Annotated in this window: 24 protein-coding genes, 1 other RNA gene and 1 riboswitch; of the genes, 18 read left to right on the top strand and 7 right to left on the bottom strand. The window is 48.1% G+C overall.

The window, feature by feature from the left end; all coding sequences use genetic code 11:
• The first annotated feature begins 282 nt into the window (after nucleotides 1–282).
• The 3 genes from BMY60_RS11230 to BMY60_RS11220 all read left to right on the top strand — a co-directional run bounded on the left by BMY60_RS11230 (nucleotide 283) and on the right by BMY60_RS11220 (nucleotide 3020).
• Nucleotides 283–726, top strand: a complete 444-nt coding sequence (locus BMY60_RS11230; RefSeq protein WP_090333690.1) for a DUF4124 domain-containing protein — start codon at nucleotides 283–285, stop codon at nucleotides 724–726.
• 24 nt (nucleotides 727–750) lie between these two features.
• Nucleotides 751–1206 carry a DUF4124 domain-containing protein gene (locus tag BMY60_RS11225; RefSeq protein WP_256250805.1) on the top strand — a complete coding sequence of 152 codons (456 nt, stop codon included), beginning with the start codon at nucleotides 751–753 and terminating at the stop codon, nucleotides 1204–1206.
• Between the two features lie 449 nt (nucleotides 1207–1655).
• Entirely contained in the window at nucleotides 1656–3020 is a 1365-nt protein-coding gene (locus tag BMY60_RS11220) for an NAD-dependent succinate-semialdehyde dehydrogenase (RefSeq protein WP_090333688.1), read from the top strand.
• A 173-nt stretch (nucleotides 3021–3193) separates the two neighbouring features.
• Here the strand turns inward: BMY60_RS11220 and BMY60_RS11215 are convergent, their stop codons facing one another.
• Nucleotides 3194–4333 (bottom strand): Do family serine endopeptidase, encoded by a 1140-nt coding sequence (locus tag BMY60_RS11215; protein ID WP_090333686.1) that lies wholly within the window; start codon nucleotides 4331–4333, stop codon nucleotides 3194–3196.
• A 78-nt stretch (nucleotides 4334–4411) separates the two neighbouring features.
• Here BMY60_RS11215 and BMY60_RS11210 point away from each other — a divergent pair, with 78 nt between their 5' ends.
• Together BMY60_RS11210 and BMY60_RS11205 are read left to right on the top strand one after the other, a co-directional pair.
• Nucleotides 4412–5158 carry a Nif3-like dinuclear metal center hexameric protein gene (locus BMY60_RS11210; RefSeq protein ID WP_090333684.1) on the top strand — a complete coding sequence of 249 codons (747 nt, stop codon included), beginning with the start codon at nucleotides 4412–4414 and terminating at the stop codon, nucleotides 5156–5158.
• A gap of 185 nt (nucleotides 5159–5343) precedes the next feature.
• Nucleotides 5344–6540 carry a murein transglycosylase A gene (locus BMY60_RS11205; RefSeq protein WP_090333683.1) on the top strand — a complete coding sequence of 399 codons (1197 nt, stop codon included), beginning with the start codon at nucleotides 5344–5346 and terminating at the stop codon, nucleotides 6538–6540.
• A gap of 13 nt (nucleotides 6541–6553) precedes the next feature.
• Here BMY60_RS11205 and BMY60_RS11200 read toward each other — a convergent pair whose 3' ends face one another.
• Together BMY60_RS11200 and BMY60_RS15800 are read right to left on the bottom strand one after the other, a co-directional pair.
• The gene (locus BMY60_RS11200) at nucleotides 6554–7912 is read right to left on the bottom strand and encodes a hypothetical protein (RefSeq protein WP_090333681.1); all 1359 of its coding nucleotides are present in this window, start codon (nucleotides 7910–7912) and stop codon (nucleotides 6554–6556) included.
• Nucleotides 7913–7914: 2 nt separating this feature from the next.
• Nucleotides 7915–8088 (bottom strand): hypothetical protein, encoded by a 174-nt coding sequence (locus BMY60_RS15800; RefSeq protein ID WP_177166654.1) that lies wholly within the window; start codon nucleotides 8086–8088, stop codon nucleotides 7915–7917.
• A gap of 269 nt (nucleotides 8089–8357) precedes the next feature.
• Between BMY60_RS15800 and BMY60_RS11195 the strand changes: the two genes are divergently transcribed.
• The 6 genes from BMY60_RS11195 to BMY60_RS11170 all read left to right on the top strand — a co-directional run bounded on the left by BMY60_RS11195 (nucleotide 8358) and on the right by BMY60_RS11170 (nucleotide 15858).
• Complete coding sequence (locus BMY60_RS11195) at nucleotides 8358–8789, top strand: hypothetical protein (RefSeq protein WP_090333680.1); 432 nt, start codon at nucleotides 8358–8360, stop codon at nucleotides 8787–8789.
• Between the two features lie 114 nt (nucleotides 8790–8903).
• Nucleotides 8904–9191 carry a PepSY domain-containing protein gene (locus BMY60_RS11190; protein ID WP_090333679.1) on the top strand — a complete coding sequence of 96 codons (288 nt, stop codon included), beginning with the start codon at nucleotides 8904–8906 and terminating at the stop codon, nucleotides 9189–9191.
• A gap of 44 nt (nucleotides 9192–9235) precedes the next feature.
• Nucleotides 9236–9922 carry a response regulator transcription factor gene (locus BMY60_RS11185; RefSeq protein ID WP_090333677.1) on the top strand — a complete coding sequence of 229 codons (687 nt, stop codon included), beginning with the start codon at nucleotides 9236–9238 and terminating at the stop codon, nucleotides 9920–9922.
• Nucleotides 9919–11253, top strand: a complete 1335-nt coding sequence (locus BMY60_RS11180) for an ATP-binding protein (protein ID WP_090333676.1) — start codon at nucleotides 9919–9921, stop codon at nucleotides 11251–11253. The genes BMY60_RS11185 and BMY60_RS11180 overlap by 4 nt, the downstream gene beginning before the upstream one ends.
• 222 nt (nucleotides 11254–11475) lie before the next feature.
• Nucleotides 11476–14820, top strand: coding sequence for a mechanosensitive ion channel domain-containing protein (locus tag BMY60_RS11175; protein WP_177166653.1), 3345 nt, complete (start codon nucleotides 11476–11478; stop codon nucleotides 14818–14820).
• Between the two features lie 48 nt (nucleotides 14821–14868).
• Nucleotides 14869–15858 (top strand): isoaspartyl peptidase/L-asparaginase family protein, encoded by a 990-nt coding sequence (locus BMY60_RS11170; protein ID WP_090333673.1) that lies wholly within the window; start codon nucleotides 14869–14871, stop codon nucleotides 15856–15858.
• Nucleotides 15859–16023: 165 nt separating this feature from the next.
• Here the strand turns inward: BMY60_RS11170 and BMY60_RS11165 are convergent, their stop codons facing one another.
• Entirely contained in the window at nucleotides 16024–16611 is a 588-nt protein-coding gene (locus BMY60_RS11165) for a TetR/AcrR family transcriptional regulator (protein WP_090333671.1), read from the bottom strand.
• 218 nt (nucleotides 16612–16829) lie between these two features.
• On the opposite strand from BMY60_RS11165, the gene BMY60_RS11160 reads away from it, so the two are divergent.
• Both BMY60_RS11160 and BMY60_RS11155 read left to right on the top strand, forming a co-directional pair.
• Nucleotides 16830–17195, top strand: coding sequence for an MAPEG family protein (locus tag BMY60_RS11160; RefSeq protein ID WP_090333670.1), 366 nt, complete (start codon nucleotides 16830–16832; stop codon nucleotides 17193–17195).
• Between the two features lie 112 nt (nucleotides 17196–17307).
• The gene (locus BMY60_RS11155) at nucleotides 17308–17874 is read left to right on the top strand and encodes a carboxymuconolactone decarboxylase family protein (protein ID WP_090333668.1); all 567 of its coding nucleotides are present in this window, start codon (nucleotides 17308–17310) and stop codon (nucleotides 17872–17874) included.
• A 111-nt stretch (nucleotides 17875–17985) separates the two neighbouring features.
• On the opposite strand, the gene rnpB is transcribed toward BMY60_RS11155, so the two are convergent.
• The 3 genes from rnpB to BMY60_RS11140 form a co-directional block, all read right to left on the bottom strand.
• Nucleotides 17986–18284: RNase P RNA component class A (rnpB, locus tag BMY60_RS11150), an RNA gene on the bottom strand.
• Between the two features lie 143 nt (nucleotides 18285–18427).
• Nucleotides 18428–19747, bottom strand: coding sequence for a TolC family outer membrane protein (locus BMY60_RS11145; protein WP_256250804.1), 1320 nt, complete (start codon nucleotides 19745–19747; stop codon nucleotides 18428–18430).
• A gap of 98 nt (nucleotides 19748–19845) precedes the next feature.
• On the bottom strand, nucleotides 19846–20523 hold the full coding sequence (locus BMY60_RS11140; RefSeq protein WP_090333667.1) for a protein-L-isoaspartate O-methyltransferase family protein: 678 nt from the start codon (nucleotides 20521–20523) through the stop codon (nucleotides 19846–19848).
• A gap of 59 nt (nucleotides 20524–20582) precedes the next feature.
• Nucleotides 20583–20688: riboswitch (TPP riboswitch) on the top strand.
• 32 nt (nucleotides 20689–20720) lie between these two features.
• Between BMY60_RS11140 and thiC the strand changes: the two genes are divergently transcribed.
• The 5 genes from thiC to BMY60_RS11110 all read left to right on the top strand — a co-directional run bounded on the left by thiC (nucleotide 20721) and on the right by BMY60_RS11110 (nucleotide 26736).
• Nucleotides 20721–22616, top strand: coding sequence for a phosphomethylpyrimidine synthase ThiC (gene thiC / locus BMY60_RS11135; RefSeq protein ID WP_090333665.1), 1896 nt, complete (start codon nucleotides 20721–20723; stop codon nucleotides 22614–22616).
• A gap of 16 nt (nucleotides 22617–22632) precedes the next feature.
• Complete coding sequence (locus tag BMY60_RS11130) at nucleotides 22633–23460, top strand: undecaprenyl-diphosphate phosphatase (protein WP_090333664.1); 828 nt, start codon at nucleotides 22633–22635, stop codon at nucleotides 23458–23460.
• Nucleotides 23461–23628: 168 nt separating this feature from the next.
• Nucleotides 23629–24237, top strand: a complete 609-nt coding sequence (locus BMY60_RS11120) for an exopolysaccharide biosynthesis protein (protein ID WP_090333661.1) — start codon at nucleotides 23629–23631, stop codon at nucleotides 24235–24237.
• A gap of 187 nt (nucleotides 24238–24424) precedes the next feature.
• Complete coding sequence (locus BMY60_RS11115) at nucleotides 24425–25450, top strand: NAD-dependent epimerase/dehydratase family protein (RefSeq protein WP_090333659.1); 1026 nt, start codon at nucleotides 24425–24427, stop codon at nucleotides 25448–25450.
• A 14-nt stretch (nucleotides 25451–25464) separates the two neighbouring features.
• On the top strand, nucleotides 25465–26736 hold the full coding sequence (locus BMY60_RS11110) for an SMP-30/gluconolactonase/LRE family protein (protein ID WP_090333658.1): 1272 nt from the start codon (nucleotides 25465–25467) through the stop codon (nucleotides 26734–26736).
• The last annotated feature ends 231 nt before the right edge of the window (nucleotides 26737–26967 follow it).

Below are 26967 nucleotides of genomic sequence, written 5' to 3'. Positions count from 1 at the left end.
GCGCATGGTACGAACAGCGAAATAAAAAACAAATTCGCGTAAATTGGCGTTTTACAATCAGATGCACGGATAAAATTAAAATCACTTTATCCATCGATACTAAATTGATGAAGTACTAGTAATCGTGCCGCTAATTCCGGTTTCAACGGAGCTGGTTGCGACAAATCAATCAAAAAGAACTGATTATTGATCTTTTTTTGGCTTTACCAAGAATCTCTAGTTGATAAACTATCATAGTTTGATCAATTCATCGCATCTCAATTTGTATCCTTCAACAATGATATGAGCAAGCCAGGTTTAGTTATTATTTTGCTGCTGTTGGGCCTGAATAGTTCGCCAGAGCTGGTTGCCGGCTCCACCATCTATAAGCATGTAGATCAGGACGGAAATATTACATTTACCAATCGCCCAATAAAAGGCGGAGGGAAACGCCAGACATCGAGGCAGCCGCCCCAATCGCGTAAGGCAACGCTTTACACGCCCAAACGGTCTCCAGATGAAACTGTTCAAATACAAAACAAACGCGAGATAAAACGCCGCGAAATTTTGGAGCATGAACTGGCCGCTGAAATGATGCTGTTTTCCGGTGCCCAAAGGAACCTGTCCTTACTGAAGAACGATATAGAGCGCCATCGGCAAGAGGAAAAAATCAGACAGTTGCGCACTAAAATACAGCGTCATGAAAGTAATATCACAGCTTTGAAAAAAGAACTCACAAAACTGTAACGTTTAAATCAGTGAGGTAAGACGATGATGAAATTAAGTTATTTCTTTCTGTTGGCAATAATATTGCTGAGTTACTCTGGACAATCTATCTCGGGTGTTTATAAACAAGTCGATGAAGATGGCAATGTTACCTATTCAAATGTTCAATCCAGAAACGCCGAGGAAGTCGACCTTCCCCCCCTGGTTGTCGTGCCTTCTGTTGAAAGCAAGGGGGTCGATAACAGAATCAGGCAACGAAGAGAAAACAAAATTATTAAAAAACAGCGGCAGGAAATCATGCAGCATATTTCAGAAGAAACGGAGGTACTGGAAAACCTTAAGGCTGAATACAAGGACGGCAATCCAGACCGGCTAGGCAGTGAGCGCAATTATCAAAGATACCTGGACCGGGTCGACCGGTTGAAAAAAGAAATCGGCTTTCGGGAAGCCAATCTGCAAGCATTGCAACGCCAGTTGGATGAATTACCGCAGCCTGAATAAAATCAGATAGGCAAAGTACTAATCTCTATCAATATGATATTGCCAGGTACAGCACTACCGTGGTGTTATGCAGCAAGGCACAGCACGCTGGAAAGGATTGCTCCCTTTTCAAGTACCGTAACACAGTTGCAGAGCACCACGGTAACGCCCTGTGGGGGAGCTTGTCAGCGTCCATGGTCTGCGTTGCGCCTTTTGACAATAGAACGACTATTGCCTGCAAGGCACGTCTTGCCATGGTCACTGACAAGCTTACTGAGCCCGGCAATATCATATGGATAGAGTACTAGTTTTCGCTAGCTGTCGAGTTGACTGTCAAAACCGCTTCAATCCCTCCTCATCAATATCCACATACCGGGCAGCAGTATTTGATTTGATTTTTTCAAAGAACTACAGCACTATCTGTAATTTATAAAAGAATAATTCGCTTACTTTTACTGTAACGTTACTGCATGTCCATTTATTCCATTAATCCGGCAACAGGAAAAACAGTACAATCATTTCCTGCTCAGCAGGACGACACAATTAAGTCGATTCTGGAAAGTGCTGCAACAGCTCAACCGCGCTGGAGATCGCTGGATTTCAGTCAGCGATCTGCTTGTTTCAACAAGCTTGCCCGACTCCTGCGCCAATCCCGAGAGAAATATGCATTTCTGATCACAGAGGAAATGGGAAAATTATTGAGGGAAGCCAGCGCAGAAGTGGAAAAATGTGCGCTGGCTTGCGAATATTATGCTGAACACGCCGCGACATTTCTGGCAGATGAGCCAATTGCATCCGACGCAGACCGAAGCTACGTCTCATACCAGCCTTTAGGCGTTGTGTTCTGCATCATGCCCTGGAATTTTCCGTTCTGGCAGGTGCTGCGCGCCGCCGCCCCGGCAATGATGGCGGGAAACACCGTTATTTTAAAGCATGCATCAAACGTACCGCGCTGTTCGCTGGCGCTGGAAGAAATATTTCGAGAAGCCGGTTTTCCTGAAAACACATTCCGCAGTTTGTTAATTACGTCAACGCAGGCTGAACAGGTGATTGCAAGCGAACATATTGCCGCGGTCACTTTGACAGGCAGTGAAGCTGCAGGACGCAAGGTTGCTGCAGTAGCCGGCAGTTATCTGAAAAAATGCGTGCTTGAACTCGGTGGTTCGGACCCTTTCATCATACTGGCAGATACGGATGTTGCTGTTACAGCGTCACAGGCGGTAACCGGCCGTTTTCAAAATATGGGACAAAGCTGTATCGCGGCAAAACGTTTTATCCTGGTCGATACCATTGCCGACGAGTTCATTACACATTTCAGAAATCTGGTGAGCCGGTTACGCCATGGAGACCCCATGGATAGCACGACAGATATTGCGCCGATGGCACGCGTTGATCTGCGAGATGATCTGCATGACCAAGTTGAACGCAGCATATCTATGGGTGCCAGGTTAATTGCGGGTGGAACGTTTATTGAAACACAAGGCGCCTATTATGCGCCGACTGTATTGGATCGGGTACGGCCCGGAATGCCTGCATTTGATGAGGAATTGTTTGGTCCCGTTGCAGCGTTCGTCCGGGTTCGCGATGTTGAGGAAGCAATCGCATTAGCCAACCAGTCGCAATTTGGTCTGGGAGCCAGTATATGGACAAAAGACATCACCCAAGGCGAAGCAGCGGCAAAAAAAATCCATGCCGGCTGCACATTTGTCAACGGCATCGTCAAAAGCGATCCACGTCTGCCATTTGGCGGCGTCAAGCATTCCGGTTTCGGACGTGAGCTGTCTTACCACGGCATCCGGGAATTTGTGAATGTTAAAACGGTATGGATTAACTAGCTGATCATGAAAATGTTTTTACTGAAAATTTTCATTACAGCGGCATAAGACTGAGATATCGATTTAATTCCTGCATTCGTTTTCACTTTCAAGTAATGGCTAAAACGCAAGGCAAATTTTGCTCGGGCCGCCCTTACAATCCGCTTGTTAAATACCAGCCTGTTAACCCAAACTTACATTTGCTTTGGTCGTACACCTACCATGATCTCGATATTTTTTTCTTCTCTGTTACGCACGATTGTCACTGTTACAGTTTTTCCTGGCGAAAGCGCGGCAACTTTATTGAGCAGTTCTGAAGAATTTTCTATTGGCTCGCCTTCAATAGCGGTCATGATATCTCCGGGCTTGATACCAGCTTTGTCCGAAGGTCCGTCTTTAAGTACGCTCGCGATCAGCGCGCCGGTCACGTTATCCAGATTAAAGGAATCGGCAAGTTCCTTAGTCATATCCTGCATACTGACGCCAAGCCAGCCCCGTATTACGCTACCCGTCTGAATAATCTGCTCCATGATTTCTTTTGCAATATGTATCGGAATAGCAAAACCGATGCCTAGCGATCCACCCGACCGCGAATAAATCGCCGTATTGATACCAATCAAATTGCCATCGGTATCTGTCAGCGCTCCTCCTGAATTACCGGGATTGATTGCCGCATCTGTTTGAATAAAGTCTTCAAATGTATTAATGCCCACTTTTGTTCGGCCCAGCGCGCCAATAATACCCATGGTAACGCTCTGACCAACGCCAAAAGGATTGCCGACAGCCAGAACGACATCACCAACCTTGGCTTGTACGGATTGTCCAAATGTAATTGTTGGAAGATTCTGCAACTCAATTTTTAATACGGCCAGGTCGGTATCAGGATCGGATCCGATGACCTTGGCTTCTATTTTGCGTCCGTCAGACAAAGCAACCTCCACCTCGTCAGCAGCTTCAATTACATGCAGATTGGTTAAAATATAACCATTGGAACTGACAATAACACCCGATCCGAGATTCGATCTGCGCCGTAGTCTTGGCTCAAACTGTTCACCAAAAAAGCGTTGAAAACCAGGATCGTTCAACAACGGGTGCGGTGTTTCCTTTACCGCTTGCCGGGTAAAAATATTGACTACTGATGGCATCGCGCGGCTGGCTGCTTCATAATAGCTGTCAGGTCTTGATTCGACGTAACTGGGTGTTGCTTCCTTCACCGTTATCAGTTTTCCGCGCGGGGTCCAAGGTAACAGTTCCGGACGCAATGTGGATACAACAAAAAAAATCGCCAGTAAAATTGTTGCCGTTTGTGCAAAAATCAACCAAAGCCTGTACATAACTATAGATCACTCCAAGATAAAATAATCGTTTTATATCGTAATCCGTAATGTAGTGTAACTACACAGGAAAAAATCATGCATCGAGATACGCTTGAAAATTACTTAAACCAGCTCCTAGAAATATCACGCTTTGAGGATTATTGCCCAAATGGCCTGCAAGTGGAAGGCCGGGAAAATATCCAAAAAATAGTAACAGGCGTTACGGCTTCGCGGGCGTTATTAGAGGCCGCCGTGGCAGATCATGCCGATACCATTCTTGTCCATCATGGTTATTTTTGGCGCGGAGAAGATGCGCGTATCACCGGAATGAAGGCGTGCCGACTCAACACATTGATAACAAATAAAATAAATTTATTTGCCTACCATTTGCCACTGGACTGTCATACCGAACTCGGTAACAATGCACAACTGGCAAAACGGCTGGAATTTATTGAAACAGGCCGGTTTGGCGGACAAAATATCGTTGTGCACGGCGAATTGGCTATACCTATGCATTTAAATGGGCTCAGCGAAAAAATCTCGCAGGTTCTTGAACGGGAACCGCTTGTTATCGGCAATCCCGGTCAGATTATCCGACGAATCGCCTGGTGCACCGGCGCAGCTCAAGGTTATTTTGAAGCGGCAATTGCACACAATGTTGATGCCTACCTGACTGGCGAAATTTCCGAACAGACGGTGCATGCCGCACGCGAATCCGGCGTTGCATTAATTGCTGCCGGACATCACGCCACCGAACGTTATGGCGTACAAGCCCTAGGCGAACATCTATCAGAAAAATTTGCCATTCAACACCAGTTTATCGATATTGACAACCCTGTATGATCCTGAGTCAATCATCTTTGTCTTTATTCTTTCTTTTTGAAAACATCGTCCACCAGATAATAAAAATAAACAGGCCGAGCGCCACAGCCGCTTCAACCAACAATAGCCACCAATTGTTTTCCATATAAAAAATTTCAAGCTTGTTGTATAGTTAAAATTTGAACCATAACTGTAACCAATCTTTGATGAAAAACCAATTCTGTTTCTCAATAATCCTGCTGTTTATACTGTTCGCCGGCTGCACAAGTAAAATTGCCGAATCCCCCGGAACAGTCAAGCAGCCGGTCGAACCGCAAACCGAGATACAGGGAGAAACGCGTCCCTCAACACATGTCATGGCGCAATGGTCAGGTCTGCCGGGTTGGTATGAGGATGATCTGAGTTCAGCATGGCAGGCATTTATGCAAAGCTGCTCCGTATTGAAGCAACAGCCTATATGGCAAAAAACCTGTATCGCGGCATCGGAATTGCCGGCAACGAACAACCAGAGTCTGCGATCGTTTTTCGAAAACCATTTCACGCCATACCAGATTACTGCCAGAGACGGCAGTGAGGAAGGTTTGATTACCGGCTACTACGAGCCCTTGCTGCGCGGAAGCCGCAAACCTTCAGAGCAGTATCGTTATCCATTATACACAGCGCCGGATGAATTGCTGATAATCGATCTTGGAACACTCTATCCTGAACTCAAGGATATGCGGCTGCGCGGCCGCCTGGATGGCCGTAAAGTCGTACCCTACTACAGCCGTGCGGAAATTATGAACAATCCGGCGATACTGGAGGGTCGCGAATTGCTCTGGGTGGATGATGAAGTTGAGCTGTTTTTTTTACAAATTCAAGGTTCGGGCAGGGTGCAACTCGATACCGGCGAAATTGTAAAAATCGGTTTCGCTGACCAGAACGGTTATCCTTACAATTCAATCGGCCGGGTTCTGGTCGAGCAGGAAGAATTGTCTCTGGAAAAAGCATCCATGCAGGGGATCAAGCAATGGGGCCGGCAGAATCCAGACAAACTGCCATCCTTGCTGAAGCAGAATGCGCGTTTCGTGTTTTTCCGTGAACTGCCTGACGACCTTAGCGGCCCCATCGGTGCACTCGGCGTTCCATTGACCGCAGGCCGCAGTGTTGCCATTGATCCCCGCTCAATTCCGCAAGGTGCGCCTGTTTTTCTTGCAACGACATGGCCAAACTCCAGAGAACCGCTTAATCGTCTGATGGTGGCTCAGGATACCGGCAACGCAATCAAAGGCGGCATCCGTGCAGATTTCTTTTGGGGATACGGCCCGGATGCAGCCAATCAGGCTGGAAAAATGAAACAACAGGGCAGGATGTGGGTACTGATGCCAAATGAGTACACAGCACCGCAAATTGCTCAGCACTAACTTTTAGCATTGCTCAGTTAGCGTTATCGGCTGGAAAAAGTACGGTATTCGCCGTATTGTGCGTTGATTTGTTTTGGCCGGGCTGCGCAGGTTTTTTTCTCGGCAAATGATTGGGCAACCTAAGCTTGGCCAGTTTTAAAAGCGGGCCGCCGCGCAGTATAATTGCGTCTTTTAAGGTGTCTCCATTGCCTTCCTTAATACTGAGATACAGTTGCAGGTAATCATTCTTCTCGGCATTTTCATAACCCTCAGGCGGTGCCCCTGGGTTATACAGACCGAATGACAGCGACATGTCCGCCGTCAAAAAAACAAGATCATCGGCAAGCTGCGCTTCGGCATATTTCAGATGTCTGGGATCAACATAAACTACAACCTGCTGTTCCAGCGTTAAATTGATTTCATCCTTACGGTGGCCTGCAAAAGACAACTCAACTTCCATCAGTTCATCATCATCTACCATTTCATCATCCGCAGCAGCCTGGTTATCGACCGCAGAATCCGGAGCAACTTCCGAGAACACATCATTCATGAAATTTCCCTGTTCCTTCTCCGCATTTTTCAATGCTTCGATTTGCTCATCGACAGCATTTCCTGAGTCATACAGCTCATGAACCGCCATAATGGTTCTCTGGCCGGCACCCGGTATCTCAATTTCACCGTCGAGAAATCCCAGAATCGGGTCATAATCCAGTTCGGCTTCCAAGGGATAAGGCACATTATCGTTCGTATTGACTTCGCCACGCATGAATGAAGTGACTACAATTCTTCTGTTCGTATACGGATCGAGCCGCATGCCAAGCGGTACGGGTCTTACAATAATATGCCCGGCGCTTTTTAGATGTACATCAAATGTCACCAGCCATCTGTCTTCAAACGGAACAATTGAAGCGTCCAGATTATTGGAAAGCCAGTCGGGTATCAAATCAAAAAATTTTAATACACCTGTAGCCCGGATTTCCTGACGGTTGTCTTCGCCGGCTTCTTCGCCTTCAAGAATTTCTGTTTCAAAAAATTCATGATCATCATCCTCGATCGGCACATCAACATCCACATCCGGCTGAGGGCTTTCGCCGGTTCCAAGCGCTCTGCCAACCATCTGAGATACCGCTTCAATATTAAAAACATCGTTCAGTATCTTGGGAATACTGCCATTATCGGGAATCGGGACGCACAAAATACTGGATTTGCTTTGCGTATCACGCCTGACCTGCTCGAGTCGTTGATGAAAATAATTATTCAAATACTTGGATTCCGATGAAAATCCACGATTTTCAAACTCTGCAAGGCAGTGTGTAATTTCATACTTCTGATATATCGCACGCGTCTCAATTCTTTGAGAAAAATATTCATTTAATGAATCTGCATCACTCATAGTTAAATTGACATGGAATGATTCTGGGCAAATAAAATAGTTGAATTATTGTACAACGAAACGAATTTACGTCGTAAGCTTAGGAGTCGTTCATAAATAACTGTAACACCTGGATCGCATCTGGCAGGCACACTGCGGCGTTGTTCGCCGCCGCCGTAACTTGCGCTATGACTCATCCTCCCGCCTTGCATTGCATTGCATCCCGCCAGACGCGCCCAATTGCCACACTTGTTTATTCGCGGCTCCTTAGTACTCTATCCAGATGGTATTGCCCGCAATACGCATGGGACAACAGTGAAAAAGCGCCAGACTTCTCGGCTAAAAATGATCAAATATGGATTGACGCCTCACTGCAGCATTCAGTCTGTATTCATGTTCGCCTGCGTATAGTTTTTCCGTCAGGCAAGATTGCCTGAATTATTCATAAACTAAACGGAGGGTTCCAATGAAAATCAAAACAATAACATCAGTCAATATGCTGCTTACAATGCTGCTTGGACTGGCCTTGGCAATGCCCGTTGCAGTTGAAGCGGGAAGAGGCCACCACCGGTTTGGTCATACACACCACCATCATTATTATAACCATGGTTACGGACATTCCCACCATCACCATCGACATTACAAAAAGCGCCATTACAAGCGGCATCATTATAACCGCCATAATTCATATTATGGCGGCGGCTATAACCGAATTTACAACCCGCCGCGGCGATACTACAACAGGTCATACTACAATCAACCGTATTATAATCCGCAGCCTGGATATGGCCATGGACCAACTGCGATCAATTACCCGCCGGCGGCAGGTTATGTCTATCCGCCTCAGGTAATGCTGGGCGTTAATACCGGAAATGCAAGCTTTATGTTACGCTATTGATCATAGAATACCGATGCCTACGGGGAGACCGGACTTTCTCCTCGCGGGCATTGCTGATTCAATATTCAGGCGATACAAAACACCGTATCGTTTAGCAAATAAAGCCGCTGATTCATGAATATGCTGAAAAAATTTTTTTTGATTGCGCTGTTTCTGACATTTTTTCCTACCTGCGCTATGGCCAGTGAGCGCCAGGAAACGACAAATCTGCAAAGCCCGGACCGGCATGCCGAAATTTCGCAACGCCGGGCGATATCTATTGCGCAACAACATATCAAGGGCCGTGTCTTGGATATACGGCGCAACGAAAACATTTATCGCGTCAAAATTCTCAGCGATCAGGGTTCAATTCATGTCATTCAGGTAGGTGTAATTGATGGAAAAATTAAATCCGGCCATTAATCTTGAAGAAATCATCGGCAACCGGCTCGGATTGATTAACAGGTATGCGTATTCTGGTTATTGAAGATGAATTAAAGCTGCAGACACAGATTCGTCAAAAACTCGAATCCGCGGGTTACATGGTCGATACGTGCAGTGACGGCAAAGAAGGTTTGTTTATTGCCAAAGAGTATCCTCTGGATGCCGCAATCATTGATCTGGGGCTGCCAGGCATATCAGGGCTGGAGGTCATAAAAACGCTGCGTGAACAAGGTAATGTTTTACCCATACTGATCCTCACCGCGCGCGACAGCTGGCAGGACAAAGTATTGGGACTTGAGATCGGGGCGGACGATTATTTAACCAAGCCGTTTCAGATAGAAGAGTTACTGGCACGGCTGAAAGCGCTGTTACGTCGCGCAACAGGCATTACCAGCACTTCATTAAAGTGCGGCCCGGTAGAAATCGACGTTTCAACGCAGCTGGTTACTGTCAATGCCTGCAAGATTGATCTGACATCATTTGAATACCGCATGCTCGAACTGTTGGTCCGGCATCATGGTGAAGTGTTGTCCAAGCGGGTTTTAACGGATTATCTTTATCCGCATGATGAAGACCGGGATAGTAATGTATTGGAGGTCATGGTCGGCCGGCTGCGGCGCAAACTCGACCCCGCGGGTGATTTAAATCCTATTGAAACACTGCGCGGGCGTGGATACCGTTTTACCATTGCATGTGACAAACCGTCATGATGTCGCTGAATAAGCGTATTTTACTGAGCGCAACGGGCGTTTTGCTGATCTTTATCGTAGGCATTGCGTTGGCGCTGGACAGGGCATTTTATGACAGCGCCCGTCTGGGCGTGCAGGACAAAATGCTGGCCAGGTTGTTGATGTTGATGGGTGATGCCGAGGTGGATGATAATGGCAAACTGACAATGCCGACCAATCTGCTCGATACCGAGTTCAGCCGTCCCAACGCGAATACCTACGCATTCATTGTTAACCATACCAAAAAGGTTGCGTGGCAGTCGACCTCTGCATTGAACAAAAAACTGCCCGCGCTTGAACTGCTAGACAGGGGCGTAAAGGATTTCAGCCAGATTATCATCGGTGGCGAATCGCATTTCATTTACCGCTTCGGTGTTGCCTGGGCAACTGAGACCGGCAGTTATCCGCTGATATTCAATGTGATCACCGACACAACGCTTTTTGACGCACAAATCGAACGGTACCGCGAAGATCTCTGGGGATGGCTGGGCGTCATGACAGTACTGCTCCTGATTACACAAATGCTGGTGTTGCGCTGGGGGTTGCAGCCCATGCGCCAGGTATCAATAGAATTATCGGCGATCGAGTCCGGCAGACAGGAAAATGTTGTCGGCAACTACCCGAGCGAATTAAAACTGTTAACCGACAGCATCAATTCGTTGATCAATCATGAACGTAAACAGCAAAAACGTTATCGTAATGCACTGGCCGACCTGGCGCACAGCTTGAAAACGCCGTTGGCAGTCCTTCACAATGCGGTAGCAATCCGGCATAACAAGCTGGAAGAAAGAACGTTCAGCGAACAAATTGAACGCATGGATAACATTATCCAATATCAATTGCGCCGGGCAGCAACTGTCGGCAGTTCGCCCGGAATGCGTCCAATCTTGTTGTATCCGGTTGCAGACCGCATTGTAAAAACCGTGCGCAAAGCTTACCACGATAAAAATCCCGACATTACCATTGCCATCGATAATACGATCAGCCTGCGCATTGACGAAGGCGATTTAATGGAATTGCTCGGCAATCTCGTTGACAACGCATTCAAGTGGTGTGATCGGCAAATTGTTTTGTCCGCCGCACGCCATCAGGAACGAATAGTCATACAGATTGAGGACGATGGTCCAGGTATTTTGCAGCATGAGATAGCCAGAATACTCGAACGCGGTGTGCGCGCGGATCAATCCATTCCCGGGCACGGCATTGGGCTCGCAATTGTTCGCGATATCATACAAGTCTATGGCGGCGACCTGTCAATCGAACAAAATTACCTTAAAGGGGCGAGCATTAGGATTTACCTGGGCGCTAAATAAGCTTATATTGCATCCTTTTTTATCAGAGGTACAGCTTTTCTGGCGCATTAATTTTTTAAAATTCTGATCTTGAATACAATTTACATTTTTTTGTTCCGTCATTGTGAAATTTCTCGATGCCGTTTGCCGAACATGCCGGGCATCATATTCACGCTAGCCTTCATCTTTTTTTGCAACGCTGTTTTCGCAGCAGGAAATGGCAATTCATACGCGGATATTGAAATGGCGCTAAAAAAGAAACAGGATCGCTTTAGTACGATACTGAACGACATCGAAGAACGCATTGCCACGTCAAAGAAAATAGAGTCGTTGAATATCCAACAACAAGCCGAGCTATCGTCATTAAGCCAGATTCATGATTTTTTGCATAAGAGTATCGAGTCGGCGAATCGTGCGCTACATTTTGTCGATGCTGTCAAAAATGCGCCGCGGCAACTCAAAAATCTGGAACGAAAGCTGGATACACCGCTGCAAAAAGAGGAATTAAAGACTGATAAGATCGATCTGAAACAACCGCTTGAAGAGCTTGAGTTGCAGTTTGAGGTTATCAGAAAAGCGCAATCGGCTGCCCGTAAAGCGCGTGCAGAAATCGAACAGGAAATTGCCAGACGTGCAGAGCGGCAACCCAGGATAGAAGAAGAAATCAGATTGGCGCACAACCGTATCGAGGAATTAAAACAGAAAATCGTAGCTGATTCTGCAGGCGATCAGCGTAACGATACGCAGAAAACCGTGCATGAGGCGGAAATCGATTATCTGCAGCAATTGATTCAGGAACTTGAACTAGAGAACCGCAGCTACAACCAGCAGCGCGAGCTTCTGCGGAAGCAGCGGCAATCGTCAGAACGCGACGTGCTGATTGCCGAGCGCAACCTCAATGTTTTTGAAAAAATCATGAATAAGCGCCGTGCCGAAGTGGCCGGACATGCTAAACAGGTGGCTGACGCTGCCAGTGAGGAGGGTGATAGAGCGCATCCATTGATTCGTGCGATTCTCGATAAAAATAAAGAACTCGCCGCTGAGTTGGAGAAAGTCACTGCAGACAGCGCGTTACTCAGCGAAGCAAAAAAACATCTCGATCGTGCATTATCGACAACGCAACGTAATTTTGACCGGATACGGGAAAAAATAAACCAGACCGGACTCACCAATGCGACTGGTTTAAAGCTGCGTAACGACCGTAAGCAGCTGCCTGATATTGCTACGCATGAAAAGAAGGTTGAAACTTACAGTCTGGAAATCAGCCAGGTTCAGTTGCGGCGCATTGAGCTTGAAGACCGGCTGCTTGAACTGGTTGACCTGGATTCTGAAGCTTCCCGCCTGATCGCAAATGCCAGGATTGAATTGTCCGCACCAGCCCGCAGCAGTCTGCAGCAAGCCGTTTACCAGGCGCTTGATAAGCAAAAGGATAATTATCTGGATGAGTTGATTAACGCCTATGATGTCTATTTTGAAACCAAACTTTACCCGATCCTTGAATCTGAACTCAAGTTCATAGACTTAATCAATGAATATAAGGCGTTTATCGATACCCGTATTCTCTGGATTCAAAGCGCACCGATAATTCATCTGCAGGACATGCAACGCCTGGGGACGGCAACCGCCTGGCTGTTCAATCCGTCATCCTGGCTGCAAACGGTGTTGCTTGTGGGAAGGGATGTTCAGAAAAATTTTCTGGTCATTATGCCGTTTTTTCTTTTCGCCATAGCCCTGCTGCTAATGCAGCGTTTTTTAAGATCAAAATTATCAGCGTTAGGCCGCTATGTTACCAAACTCAGTAAAGCCAAATTTACAGATACACTCTGGGCCGCTGTGGTGACTGTTTTGATGGCGCTTGCATGGCCGTTATTCATTTATCTGATCGCCTGGCGCATCCAGCAAATCGAGACTGATTCCGCTTTTACGCTTGCCGTCGGCTGCGGGCTTGTGGCGCTGGCGTATTTGCTGTTTTCAGGTCTGCTGTTAAGTCATTTATGCAGAAAAGACGGCCTTGGGGAATTGCATTTTCGCTGGAAAAACGACAGCATGGTTTTAATCAGGCGGCAGCTGGTCTGGTATCTGTCAGCGACACTGCCACTGATTTTTGTATTCGTCGTGACGCAGGAACAACCGACAGAAGCGCATTATGATTCGCTGGGACGACTGGTGTTTTTCATATTAATGGCGACGACAACGGTGCTGGTTTACCGCTTGATGCATCCGGCCAGCGGATTGTTGAAATTTTATTTGGAAAAAAATGCCAATGGCTGGATCGGTCGTTTGGCCGGCGTATGGTTCCCGGGCCTGTTGATTACACCGGCCGTGCTGGCCGTTACAGCCGCCGCAGGTTACATGTATACTGCCGGTCAATTGTCGCTGCTGATCATCAATTCACTGCTGCTGGTTTTTGCCGTAATTATTGCCAGAGCGTTGTTGATACGCTGGTTGAATATTGCGCAGCGCAAACTGGCAATCGAACAATGGCGCAAAAAACTTGCTACCCAGGCCGAACAGGCGCAGGAAGACGACAAGACCAAAACCGCAGATACGGGCGAGCAAATCCATGTTGAAGAAGACGAGCTGGATGTTGAAGTCATTAGCACACAAACCATGAAGCTTTTGAACACTGCTTATTGGTTTACCATCGTCATTGGCATTGCGTTGATATGGGCGCAGGTTCTGCCGGCGTTTAATATACTGAACGATGTAGTGCTGTGGAATACGAAGGTCACTGTCACTGAAAGCGGCAGTGAAACCACAAGCCTGGTACCGATTACCCTGGCCAGCATGCTGCTGGCAGTCGTCATTTTCATGATGACGTTTTTCATCAGTAATAATATTCCTGGATTACTCGAGATCGTTATATTGCAGCGTCTGCCGTTTACGCCAAGCGGCCGCTATGCAATTGCTTCAATAGCACGCTATTTCATCATTATTGTCGGTTTCGCGATGACATTCAGTGCGCTCGGTATTGGCTGGTCAAAAGTGCAGTGGCTTGCCGCTGCGGTAACGGTCGGTCTCGGTTTTGGATTGCAGGAGATTTTCGCCAACTTTGTTTCGGGTCTGATTATTCTGTTTGAACGTCCGGTACGTGTCGGCGATGTGGTGACGCTGGGCAATATCAGCGGAAAAGTCTCGCGCATTCAGATGCGCGCGACCACGATTATCGACTGGGACAGAAAAGAGCTGATCATTCCCAACAAAGAATTTGTGACCGGGCAGGTGATTAACTGGTCATTGTCCGATTCGATTTTACGCATTGTTATTCCAGTCGGAATTGCCTACGGCTCTGACACGAAACTCGCCTACGATATTCTGCTGTCAATTGCGCAGGAACACCCTAATGTGCTCAAAGAGCCCGAACCCAGTGCGCGCTTTGTCGCTTTTGGCGACAGTTCATTGAACTTTGAATTAAGAATTTATATTCCTGAAACGGATTTACTTCTGGAAACGCGTCATGATCTGCTCATGGAAATAGACCGGCGCTTCCGTGCGGCGAAAATCGAAATCGCCTTTCCGCACCAGGATATACATATCCGGAGTCTGCCGGAAGAAATTGCCATTGTTTCAAAACCGGCACCGAATTAATTAGATTGATGACAAGATAAACAACACATATGAGCCGCCCGGTTATTCATGAATACGATAACAACTGACAATCGGCCGTTGCGGCTGGTAATTCATGGCGGTGCAGGCGCTGTCCGGCGGGACAGATTGAAACCGGCGCGTGAGCATGCGTTCATGCAGGTGCTGACGCAATCGCTGCGTGCCGGGCATGCCGTACTGGCTGCCGGCGGCAGCAGTATTGATGCGGTTATCGCCGCGATCGTAATTATGGAGGATTCCCCTGTATTCAATGCAGGCAAAGGCGCGGTGTTCAGTCACGAAGGCTATAACGAATTGGACGCATCGATCATGGATGGTGCTGCGCGCCTGGCGGGTGCGGTTGCTGCGGTTACCACGGTCCGCAACCCCATTCGCGCCGCGCATGCGGTCATGACGCATAGTCAACATGTGCTGCTGATTGGACGCGGCGCGGAAAACTTTGCGGCTGAACAGGCGCTTGAAATCGTCGAGCCGTCGTTTTTTTATACCCGGCGCCGATGGGACCAGTTGCAAAAAGCGATTGCCAACGAGCGCATTACGCTTGATCATGATCTTGACTCGGATTCCCCTGTGGAAAACAATGAAAAACACGGCACTGTCGGTGCTGTGGCACTGGATTGCCGCGGCAATCTTGCCGCAGGCACATCGACCGGCGGATTGACCAACAAACGCTTCGGGCGTGTCGGCGACACGCCCGTTATCGGTGCGGGAACATACGCGGACAATCAATCAGTCGCGGTATCCGCAACCGGTACCGGAGAAATGTTTCTTCGCACTGCAGCCGGGTTTAATACGGCGGCGCAGGTGAAACTGCAAAACAAACGGATATGCGAAGCGGCCGACCATACACTGGCCGAAATTGCGGCCATCGGCGGTGAAGGTGGTTTAATCGTACTGAATACGCAAGGCGATTACGCTATGCGCTTCAATACCAGCGGTATGTTCCGTGGTGTTATCGGCTGCGATGGTATTGCGCGAGTCGGCGTTTTCTCAGGTGATGAATCGCTGGCCGTCTATTGATCCTGCGTCAGGCAGCTTGCAAATGCGGATAGTAATTCCGGCTGATCCGTGCAACGAAATCATTCAGATTAGTTTTTGTCAGACCATGCGCAAGTAAGGAGCCGCGAATAAATAAGCGTGACAATTGGGCGCGCCTGGCGGGCACACTTATTTATTCACGGCTCCTTACATCTTGAGTAATATTCCGACAGCATTATTAACAAGCTTCTCTAATTCCTTTTGGGTGAAACCTGCTTTCGCCATGGTTATCATACCTGTTATCAATGCTGTCATATGATTTGCAGTTGCATGGCAATCGACCTCATGTGCTATTTGTCCTTTTTCCTTATCTTTTTCAAGTCGTTGAATAATAGCGTCATGTAATAGATTCAGTGCGGAATTTAGGATATTCTTCGAATTTTCGTCGTGCTGCTCATTCTCTAATATTGAAAATACGACCAAACATCCACCGGGATGTGATGGATTGAAATGTAAATGTATCACTTCCATCAATACTGCTGTTAGCGCATTCTTTGGTGAATCTGCATTGTTTAGCGATTCTACGAATTTAATCAAAATGTGTTGCAGATAGTAGTTAAGTGCCTTCTCAAACAAGGCGCGCTTGTTTCCAAATGCGTTATAGATACTCGTTATTTTTAGCCCCATAGCTTGCTCAAGTTCTTTCATGGATGTGGCGGAATAGCCTTTCTTCCAAAAAAGCAGCATTGCCGATTCCAGTGCTTTAGTTTCATCAAAATTTTTTGTTCTGGTCATCCTGAGCTAATTTTTAAAATTTATTCATACTTTACTATTTTATAGCGTTCACTATAAAAAGTATTGACATAAGCGCCATCCAATTATATTGTATCGATCACTACATTATTTGTAGTTTATCTGATTTTCGGAGATTACAGTCATGCGTAAGTGAATATCCCGATTAAACAAAAACTCACCATAATGATTTCGGCAAAATTTATTAAGGAGAAACGGTAATGACAACATTAATAATCGGCACCCTGGCACTAGCTCTCTTTCAACTATGGTTGTTGCCAGCTACCCTGAATATCAAGAATCTGCCTTACATGTTAAGCAGTCGTGATAAACAGATTGAGTCCTCTATGCTGCAAAGTCGTGTGTCACGTGCAGGTATTAACCTGCAGGAAAGTTTGCCGGCATTCCTGGCACTTGCTTTACTAGCCATCACTCAACAAGTTGATTTAGCAGTGGCGGCAACCATATGGCTGGGACTGCGTGTACTTTACGTTCCTTGTTACATGTTCAACATCATCTATGTGCGCACCCTGATATGGCTAGGCTCGATAGGTTGCCTGATTTACATGGCCAGTAAACTAATCTAGTCAATTTATATAGTTGGAATAGGCAAAAGTAATCATCATTAAATCGGATTGTTAAGGATACGGCCATTGGAATGGCTCCTTTTTTCAACCCAAACTCAATAAGGAATTAAAAATGCGAACAATTAGTGGAATTGTAAATGACGGTCAAGTATCACCAGAAATTGATGAGACCTTTATCAGGATACGAAAAGCGCTTAAAGCGCCTTTTACACCAAACTTTTTCCGAGTATGGGCTGTGTCGCCTGAATCGCTTAAAGGCATATGGCCGGTAATGAATCATATATTGACGAGTGGCCGTGTCAGCCGCCGACTCAAAGAAATGATTTTCGTCGCAATATCATCATTAAAAGACTGCCATTACTGCGAAGCTGCCCATCACGCTTTTTGCCTGAGTATAGGCGTTACGCCAGAGCAGATTGACAGCCTGATCAAAAACTATACAGCAGATACTGCTGACCCAAAAGAGAAGGCCGCGATAGATTTTGCAGTCAGGCTCGCGAAAGATTCACATTCATCAAGTGAACAGGATTTTCAGTCGTTGAGAAAATTGGGGTTTGATGACGAGGAGATTATGGAAATTATTGCTATGTCAGGCATGGGAGTTTTTTATAATCATTTGGCGAACGCGACCAAAATAAATATTGACGATGGTTTTACCAAAAAGATTTCAGGCAAATAAAGCAGCTGCTCATCGAAAAATTCAGCAACGGGTATGTAGTGTATTCATCATTAAAGGGCCAGGCGCATGTTTTTATTAGAATTTACTCCAAGCAGGTGATTGATCAGGAAATAAAGAAGCTGGCCGGTAAGCCGGATTCTGTCGTGGACAGTCATTCATCTAGATGTACAGTTACCCGCACATTCAAGCAACCTACCCGCAGGCTCCGCGAGCAGCCTCACCGCCTGCCTATTTGGTTTTGCTCCGGATGGAGGTTGCCGCGTTTCACCGTAACTTAATACGCTCGTCTCTGTGGCCCTGTTCCTCGCCTTACGGCGTTCGGCTGTTAGCCGACATCCCGCTCTATGGAGTCCGGACTTTCCTCTCCCTGCTGTTTTCAAGCAGCAGGCAGCGACTGCCTGGCCAGCTTCGCTGGCATTCTATCATTATTTTAAGAATTGAAAACCGGCCAATGAAGTTACAAGTTTTTGTGCCGGACAGAAGCAGAATTTACAACGAGTCAGTGTATATTTGAAATTGGCCTTCAACACTCGCCAGATCTTTAATAACCCGGCTATCCTTGCAGCATTGTGTTAATTTGCTGCAGCACATCCTCATCAAGTTCACCTGCTTCCGCACTCAAACGCAGTCTGGATAGCAGATAACCATGATAGGCTTTCGCCAGATCGCGCCGCGCCGAATAGAGCTGCTGCTGTGCATTCAGTACGTCGACCTCGGTCCTGACGCCGACCTCCTGTCCAAGCATGGTGGAATCAAGTTGTGTCTGGCTGGAGACCAGCGCCTGTTTCAGCGCTTTCACCTGGGCAATGCCATTAGTGACATTAAGATATTGCTGACGAACTTGCAGCAACATGTCTCGGCGGGTATTTTCCAGATCATGCTGCGCTTTTTCCTGGTTCGCGATCGCTTCGCGAACCTGTGACTGCGTGCCGAACCCCTGGAACAACGGCAAATTCAGTTGCAACCCGATTGATTTCACGGACAGATCGATGCCGGTTCCGGTTATCGCACCGCCTACACCGGTCTGGTCGCTGTACTGTGCGACAAGGTCGACAGTCGGGTAATGCTGCGCCCAGGCTTTCTTGACCTCCTTGGTGGCAAGTTCGTACGCCGCCTGCTGTACTTTTATTGTGAAATTCTGAGCCTCGGCGGCCGCAACCCATTCATCCATACTGACATACGGCAGGCTGAGCAACTCAGTCGATATTTCATACGCGCTGGCAAGTTGTCCGGGGAAACGGTTAATAATGCTTTGCAACGCCCGTTTACTGATTTCAAGTGCGTTACGGGCGGCAATTTCCTGCGACAGCGTCAGATCAAAGCGCGCCTGCGCTTCGTTGGTATCAACAATGGTAGCGACACCGACTTCGAAATTGCGCTGCGCCTGCTCGAGCTGTTTGCGTATTGCGGCCTTTTGCACTTCGGCAACTTCAACGTCGACTTGCGCGTCGAGTACATTGAAATAAGCCTGGGCGACGCGCAGGATCAGATCCTGTGCAGCAATAACGAATTGCGACTCAGCCTGTGTTACCTGTGTTTTCGATTGTGCATAAATAATGAAATTTTCAAAACGGATCAGCGGTTGTGTTGCTGAAATAGTAACCCCGCGGTTATGAATTGTTCTTGCCGGCCCGAACGAGGTATTAATTTCCTGAACCTGGCGCGTCGCTGACAAATTAATGCTGGGCAGCAATCCGGCCCGGCCTTGCGTTATTTTTTCCTGCGCGGCCTGATAGGTTGCGCGGGCGGACTGATACTGCGCATCTTTTTCCAGTGCCTCCTGATAGATATCCATCAGATTTGCAGCGCGCAGCGCGGTACTGCCAGCCGCACCGCAAAACAAAACAAGCAGAAACAACATGGCATGTAACATGTCTGCGGTCAAAACCGGCAATCTATTCGTGTATTTTCCGATACGGGACACGCGTTGTTCAGTAGGAAGTATGCTGGCTGAAATGGATATGAATAATATCAAAAGGTAAACCTGCTTTTCTGTGCTGCATTGATCAGTGCGGTTGTGCTGGTTTCAAATAACGTATCAACAGTGAATTCACCAGGTGCCACACAGGTAATCAATTCGGCTTCCATAATAGGATCTTCGCCGACAATGGCAAACAGGCGACCGCCTGTGTTCAGGTTGTTTTTGAAGCTGTCCGGCAATACCGGTGTTGAAGCAGTGATGACTATGACATCGTAAGGTTCGTGTTTGGACCAGCCATGCGCGGCATCACCCTGTTCAACCGTCACATTGGTAATATTGTGCATCCTCAAATTGGCTTCAGCCATCTGTTTCAGCTCCGGAATGATTTCAACGCTGTATACATGGCTGCCGAGCTGTGCCAGTAAAGCCGCCATATAACCGCTTCCGGTGCCGACTTCAAGAATTTTGTCAGTTTTGTTGATGTGCAGTTCCTGTAGAATGCGCGCTTCCATTTTCGGCGCAAGCATGACTTGCCCATGTCCCAGCGGAATTTCCATATCGACAAAAGCTGCATGACGGTAAGCTGCCGGCACGAATTCTTCCCGGCGCACTTTGTATAACAAATCAAGAACTTCATCATTCAACACGTTCCAGGTGCGGATCTGCTGAACGACCATATTGTAGCGTGAATGTTCGAGGATTTGTTCAGGGTTCAGTTCATTGTTCATATGTTTTCTATTCAAAAAATAATATACTTGCAATTATTTCATATTTCCATTAGCTTCACAGCATCAGCTAGGGGTCCATTTCCTGAATTCCGGAAATTTTGGTGAGAAAGTCCCTTATTACCTGACGCGGATAATGCCGCCGTAGGGAAGCTGGAGCCCGTCCTCCCGCTCTTTATGGCATTCTAAGGAGCATCTTAATGAGTATTACTGTTTTAAATCAAAAAAATTTTTCCAGTGCAACGGCCACAGTCGATGAAGCTGCCGTTAAACCGTTGCCAAACTCGCGCAAAATCTATGTACAGGGCTCACGCCCCGATATTCAAATACCCATGCGCGAAATCCGGCAGACTGAAACCATGACCAGCAACGGCGCTGAAAGAAACGCGCCGATCTGGGTTTACGATACCTCTGGCCCGTATACCGACCCGGCAAGCCGGATCGATATCCGTTCCGGCTTGCCTGCGTTACGCGATAGCTGGATCGAGGAACGCGGCGATACCGAATTCCTGCAGAATTTAAGCTCGCGTTACGGCCGTGCGCGGTTGCGTGATCCGCAACTGGCGGATATGCGTTTTAATCTGCAGCGCCAGCCGCGGCGTGCCAAAGCGGAAAAGAATGTAACACAAATGCACTATGCGCGGCAGGGTATTATTACGCCTGAGATGGAATTCATTGCTATCCGCGAGAATCAGCGGTATGAAGCGTTCAATGCCGAAAATCACGATTTATTGACGCAGCAGCATGCCGGTCAGCATTTTGGCGCCAATCTGCCTAAGCAGATTACACCCGAGTTTGTACGCGATGAAGTGGCGCGCGGCCGCGCCATCATTCCGGCCAATATCAATCATCCGGAATCGGAGCCGATGATCATCGGCCGCAATTTCCTGGTAAAAATCAATGCCAATATCGGTAATTCAGCGCTGGGCTCGAGTATACAGGAAGAAGTCGAAAAAATGACCTGGGCGATACGCTGGGGCGGCGATACCGTAATGGATTTGTCAACCGGCAAAAACATTCACGAAACGCGCGAATGGATTATCCGCAACAGTCCGGTACCGATCGGCACCGTGCCAATTTATCAAGCGCTGGAAAAAGTTGACGGCAAGTCGGAAGAACTGACCTGGGAAATTTTCCGCGACACGTTGATCGAGCAGGCGGAGCAGGGCGTTGATTACTTCACTATACATGCCGGCGTGCGGCTGGCGTATGTGCCGATGACGGCAAAGCGTATGACCGGTATCGTCTCGCGCGGCGGCTCGATCATGGCGAAATGGTGCCTGGCGCATCACAGGGAAAGTTTTCTGTATACACATTTTGAAGAAATCTGCGAAATCATGAAAGCGTATGACGTCAGCTTTTCACTCGGCGACGGCCTGCGTCCCGGCTCGATTTATGACGCCAACGACGAAGCGCAGTTTGCCGAATTAAAAACGCTGGGCGAATTGACCAAAATCGCCTGGAAGCATGACGTGCAGACCATGATTGAAGGCCCTGGCCATGTACCGATGCATTTGATAAAGGAAAACATGGATTTGCAGCTCAAACACTGCGACGAAGCGCCTTTTTATACACTGGGGCCGTTGACGACCGATATCGCGCCAGGCTACGACCATATCACCTCGGCCATTGGCGCGGCGATGATTGGCTGGTACGGCACGGCGATGCTGTGTTATGTCACGCCGAAAGAACATCTCGGCCTGCCTGACAAAGATGACGTCAAGGACGGGATTATCACTTACAAAATCGCAGCGCATGCCGCCGACCTCGCCAAAGGCCATCCCGGCGCGCAGATTCGCGATAACGCCTTGTCCAAAGCGCGTTTTGAATTCCGCTGGGAAGACCAGTTCAACCTGAGCCTTGATCCCGATAAAGCGATGCAGTTTCACGACGAAACCCTGCCGCAGGAAGGCGCCAAAGTCGCGCATTTTTGCTCGATGTGTGGCCCGCATTTTTGTTCGATGAAAATCACTCAGGATGTGCGCGATTATGCTGCCAGACAAGGCGTTAGCGAAGATGAGGCGCTCAAACAGGGGATGGACGAGAAGGCCGCCGAATTTAAAAAGGCGGGCGCAGAAATTTATAACAAATTATAAATAACCTGGAACCCGCATGGACCCAGTATTACTGTTTAAAGCGCTAATCCTCGGTATTGTTGAAGGATTAACCGAGTTTTTGCCGGTTTCATCCACCGGCCATCTGATTCTGGTGGGTGATCTGCTGGATTTCAGCAGCGATCGGGAGAAAGTCTTCATGATCGCCATCCAGCTCGGCGCGATTCTGGCGGTCTGCTGGGAATACCGTCAGAAAATCGCTGATGTTGTCATGGGCATCGGTTCGGAAAAATCAGCGCAGCGCTTTGTGCTGAACCTGCTCATCGCATTCATGCCCGCCGCCATTCTGGGTCTGCTGTTTATCGATGTGATCAAGCAGTATCTGTTTAATCCGTTATCGGTGGCTACTGCGCTTGTGATCGGCGGTATCGTGATTTTATGGGCCGAGCGGCGCGATCACAGAATAGAAGTCGAACAAGTCGATGACATGGACTGGAAACATGCATTGAAAGTGGGTTGCGCGCAATGCCTGGCATTGATTCCGGGCACCTCCCGTTCAGGCGCGACCATTATCGGCGGTCTGCTGTTCGGCCTGTCGCGCAAAGCCGCGGCAGAGTTTTCCTTCTTCCTGGCAATCCCGGTCATGTTTGCCGCAGCGTTTTACGACGTCTACAAAAACCGCGCTATCCTGGCATTTGACGACATCGGCATGTTCGCCGCCGGCTTTGTTGCCGCATTCTTCAGCGCACTTATTGCTGTGCGCGGACTGATCCGTTTTATCAGCAATCATGATTTCACGGTTTTTGCGTGGTATCGGATTGTTTTCGGGTGCATCATATTGCTGACGGCGTATACGGGGGTTGTTGGCTGGTCTGAATTTGGGTGAAATTAATACAAGTCAGCCACAGGTTGATGACAACAAATTTCAGTTGATAGCCCAGGACATGCACCAGTATCTGCGCGTCGCGCGGCGGATCGATCAGCAAAGAGTTGTATTTTCTTTGGCTATGCATGAGTCTTTCAGTGTGCTGTGTGTCAGCGATAAAGGAAATATATGAAAAACGAAACGGGAAACGGTAATGGCACCAACGGTTTGACCGAAATTTTATCCGCTCTTTCTGAAAAGGCCAATGGTGTAGACCTCAGTTTCGGCCAGATCATCGATGCACTGGAATATCGGGGATTTGGTCCTCTGCTTGTGGCACCCTCGCTGATTATTATTTTACCAACCGGCGCTATTCCCGGCGTTCCTGCAGTGTGCGGCATTTTTATATTTTTGATCTGCTTTCAGATTGTTCTGGGCTATAAGCGTCCGTGGCTGCCGGATAGATTAAAAAGCCGTTCCATTCGGAAATCGACGTTTGAGAAAGGTTTCCAAAAAATCAGGCCGTATACGGAAACAATTGATAGATATGTCGGGAAACGACTCACATTTTTTGCCAGAAACGACCTTTCGAAGAAAATAATCGCGCTGTTAAGTATGGTACTGGCGTTGTGTGTCATCTTGATCGGTTTCATCCCGATGATGCCGGCTATACTGGCGTTGCCGATACTGTTGTTTGCCCTGGGGCTCAGCGTCGCCGACGGCATCCTGCTCGCGGCGGGTTATGGCGCAATTGGCTTTGTTGCTGCCACGTTTCCATTTTTCTGGGACAAGTTATAGGGCATAAAAAGAATGGCATGAACGTGTTACCCGGGTATGTCAGCCATAGATACCTGTCACGCGATTGAAAAGAGAATCAATTTTCTTGACATTGTCTTGCCGCAAGCGTATTTTCTTTTTAAGAGTGTAGTAAAACCTGCTGTATTTTAGAGCTTTTTACTTCTGGCCTTTAATAGGGAAGCTTAATATGAAAACTGTGCTTGTAACCGGGCCGGCCGGATTTCTCGGACATCATGTGATTCGGCAACTGAATTCAAACGGCATACGGCCACGCGTATTACTGCCGCCGGACCTCGATGACGATCTGCCGAATGTCAAGGCCTTGAATCAGCAGAATGTTGAAATCATTCCCGGAGATATTGACGATCCGGCGGTACTGCAGGCTGCCTGTAGCGGGGTGGACACAATTATGCATTTGCATTTTGAGATTACGCTGGGGGGTGGCCCATCGGCAAAAAAAGCATTGCACGAGGAGAACGTTCAGGGAACCCGCAATTTACTGGATGCGGCTGCCAAGGCAAGGGTTCCCCGCGTGGTGATCAGCAGCAGCGCGCTTGCAGTCGGCCTGCACCATGAGGCAAACACATTGGATGAAAATGCCGATTGGGAACAGTACGCGTTTTCTTTGCCCTACGCGGAATCGCGCCGTGATGCCGAACAGATGGCATTGTCACAGACCGGTTTAAATCTGCCAGAAGTTGTTGTGGTTAACCCCTCTTTTACACTGGGGCCGCATGACTGGATTGGCGCGCCCGCCAACAGACTCGTCATGGCGATGACCAGTCCGAAATTTTGCATTACCGCGCCGATCGGTTTTGGCGTTCTCGATGTACGCGATTATGCCGATGGCGTGATACGCGCGGCGGAACGTGGCAAGCCCGGCCGGCGGTATATCCTAAGCAGCGACAACCTGACGCCCCATCAATTGGCCCATGAAGTCGCCGGTGCAGTGGGTAATAAACCTTCGAAGCACTTTTTTAACTTGCGCACATGGATTGTTTATCCCATCGTCGTGTTGGTTGAATTGTGGAGCAAGTTGAGAGGGAAGTCTTCTCCGGTGACCAGAGATATACTCGAGTTATGGGGGCGGTATGCCTGGTACGATAATAGTCTGGCGCGCAATGAATTAGGGTGGAATCCCCGGCCGCTGCAGGAGACGCTCCGGGATACGATCGAATGGCATAAACAAAATTCAGCGAAAGAGAAAGACTGAGGGGTGAGTGGCGCATGAAAAAGTGGCTGATCATTTTATTGGCTGTCGCGGGGGTGACATGGTGGCTTACTGCAGCGCCCAGAAACGAAATCGGCTGCTGCATTGCCGACTCTGTTACTTTCGATGCGGCAACTACTGAACTTACAGATGCAGTAGACCAGTCGTCAGCGTTTGCTGCAGGCATTGAAGAAATCGTTTTGGATCTGCCTGCGTATGATGATGCAGTCTTCCTCGATGATGGCAAAACGATCTATGTGACTGCCCATGACGGGAAAATCTGGCGGGTGGATTTGGCAGCGCATATTGCCGAGCCTCTGGTCGATGCGCCGTTAATGGCCTGGGGTATACATGAAGCGCCCGACGATCCTGCTGTGATTTATTTTTGTTCCAGCGGCGCGTATGAAGACCGTCCGGCGGGCGAGGCCGTCGGTTTATACCGGCTCGATCTTGATACGCGGGTAGTCAAACCGCTGGTTTTGAATGTGCCCCAAACCAGCAGAGCAATGCAGCGGCCCATTGTTTACGCCGATCACGATACCCGTGCGCCTGAACTGCGTTTTAATGAAAAAAACGACCTGGCAGTTCGAAAACTTATTGTATGCGATAATCTGGAAGTCAGTGAAGACGGCCGGCGGATTTATTTTTCGGAGCCGTTTGACTATGAGAACAGCTCGACGGACGATGCTATTGACGAGGCGATCGCGCTGGCGCCCAACGGGCGGTTGTGGCTTTATGATCTGGACAGTCATTCCGTCAGGCTGGTTGCTGAAGGCTTTCACTTTATTAATGGCGTGTTGATAGATCCACATCCTGGCCGGATACGCGAGCAATCGGTGATTGTAACGCAGACGTCCCAGTTCCGTGTCGCGCGCTTCTTTCTTAATGGCCCAAAGGCCGGGACTTCAGAAATTGTCATAGACAGCCTGCCGGGTATGCCGGATGGCATGGATCGCGATGCACATGGCCGCATCTGGCTTGCCATGTTTACAGACAGAAGTCCGCTGCTGACCTGGGTGCATGAAAACGCTTGGATCAAACCGGTGATCATGCGTTTACCGGTATCATTGCTGTTAACCCAGACGCAGCGCACCGGCGTAGTTGTATTAAGCCCTGACGGCGGCACGCCACTTTATTCGGCGTTTTATGAAGGCCCGGAACTGGCTTCGATAGCATCGGCTGTACCCGCGCCGAGCGGTATTTATCTGGCCAATGTCAAGCTGGATGGCGACCGTAACGCAGTAAGAGGCATACAGCGTTTAGCGTGGCCGGAAGCGCTGGCAAACTAACAAACACATGACTTGTTTTTGATAAAAAGCGGCGGTTCAGGTGCGGATTTAAACCTAAAATCCTCTATAAGGACTTCTATAAGGACTTCCCGATATTTGCAAGAAGAATTTTATTTCCGGTAATTTGTTTAAATGCTGTCATGCTCTCTGATTGTATCTTCACTGATGCTCCCTTTAGTCATGATAGCTATGTCGGAGACAATGTCATTGCAGCTCTATAGCCGGCCTCTG

The sequence above is a fragment of the Nitrosomonas sp. Nm51 genome, assembly GCF_900111165.1.
Classification (GTDB): Bacteria; Pseudomonadota; Gammaproteobacteria; order Burkholderiales; family Nitrosomonadaceae; genus Nitrosomonas.
The sequence above is the reverse complement of the archived record's forward strand: the minus strand, read 5'-3'. Positions and strand labels throughout refer to the sequence as shown.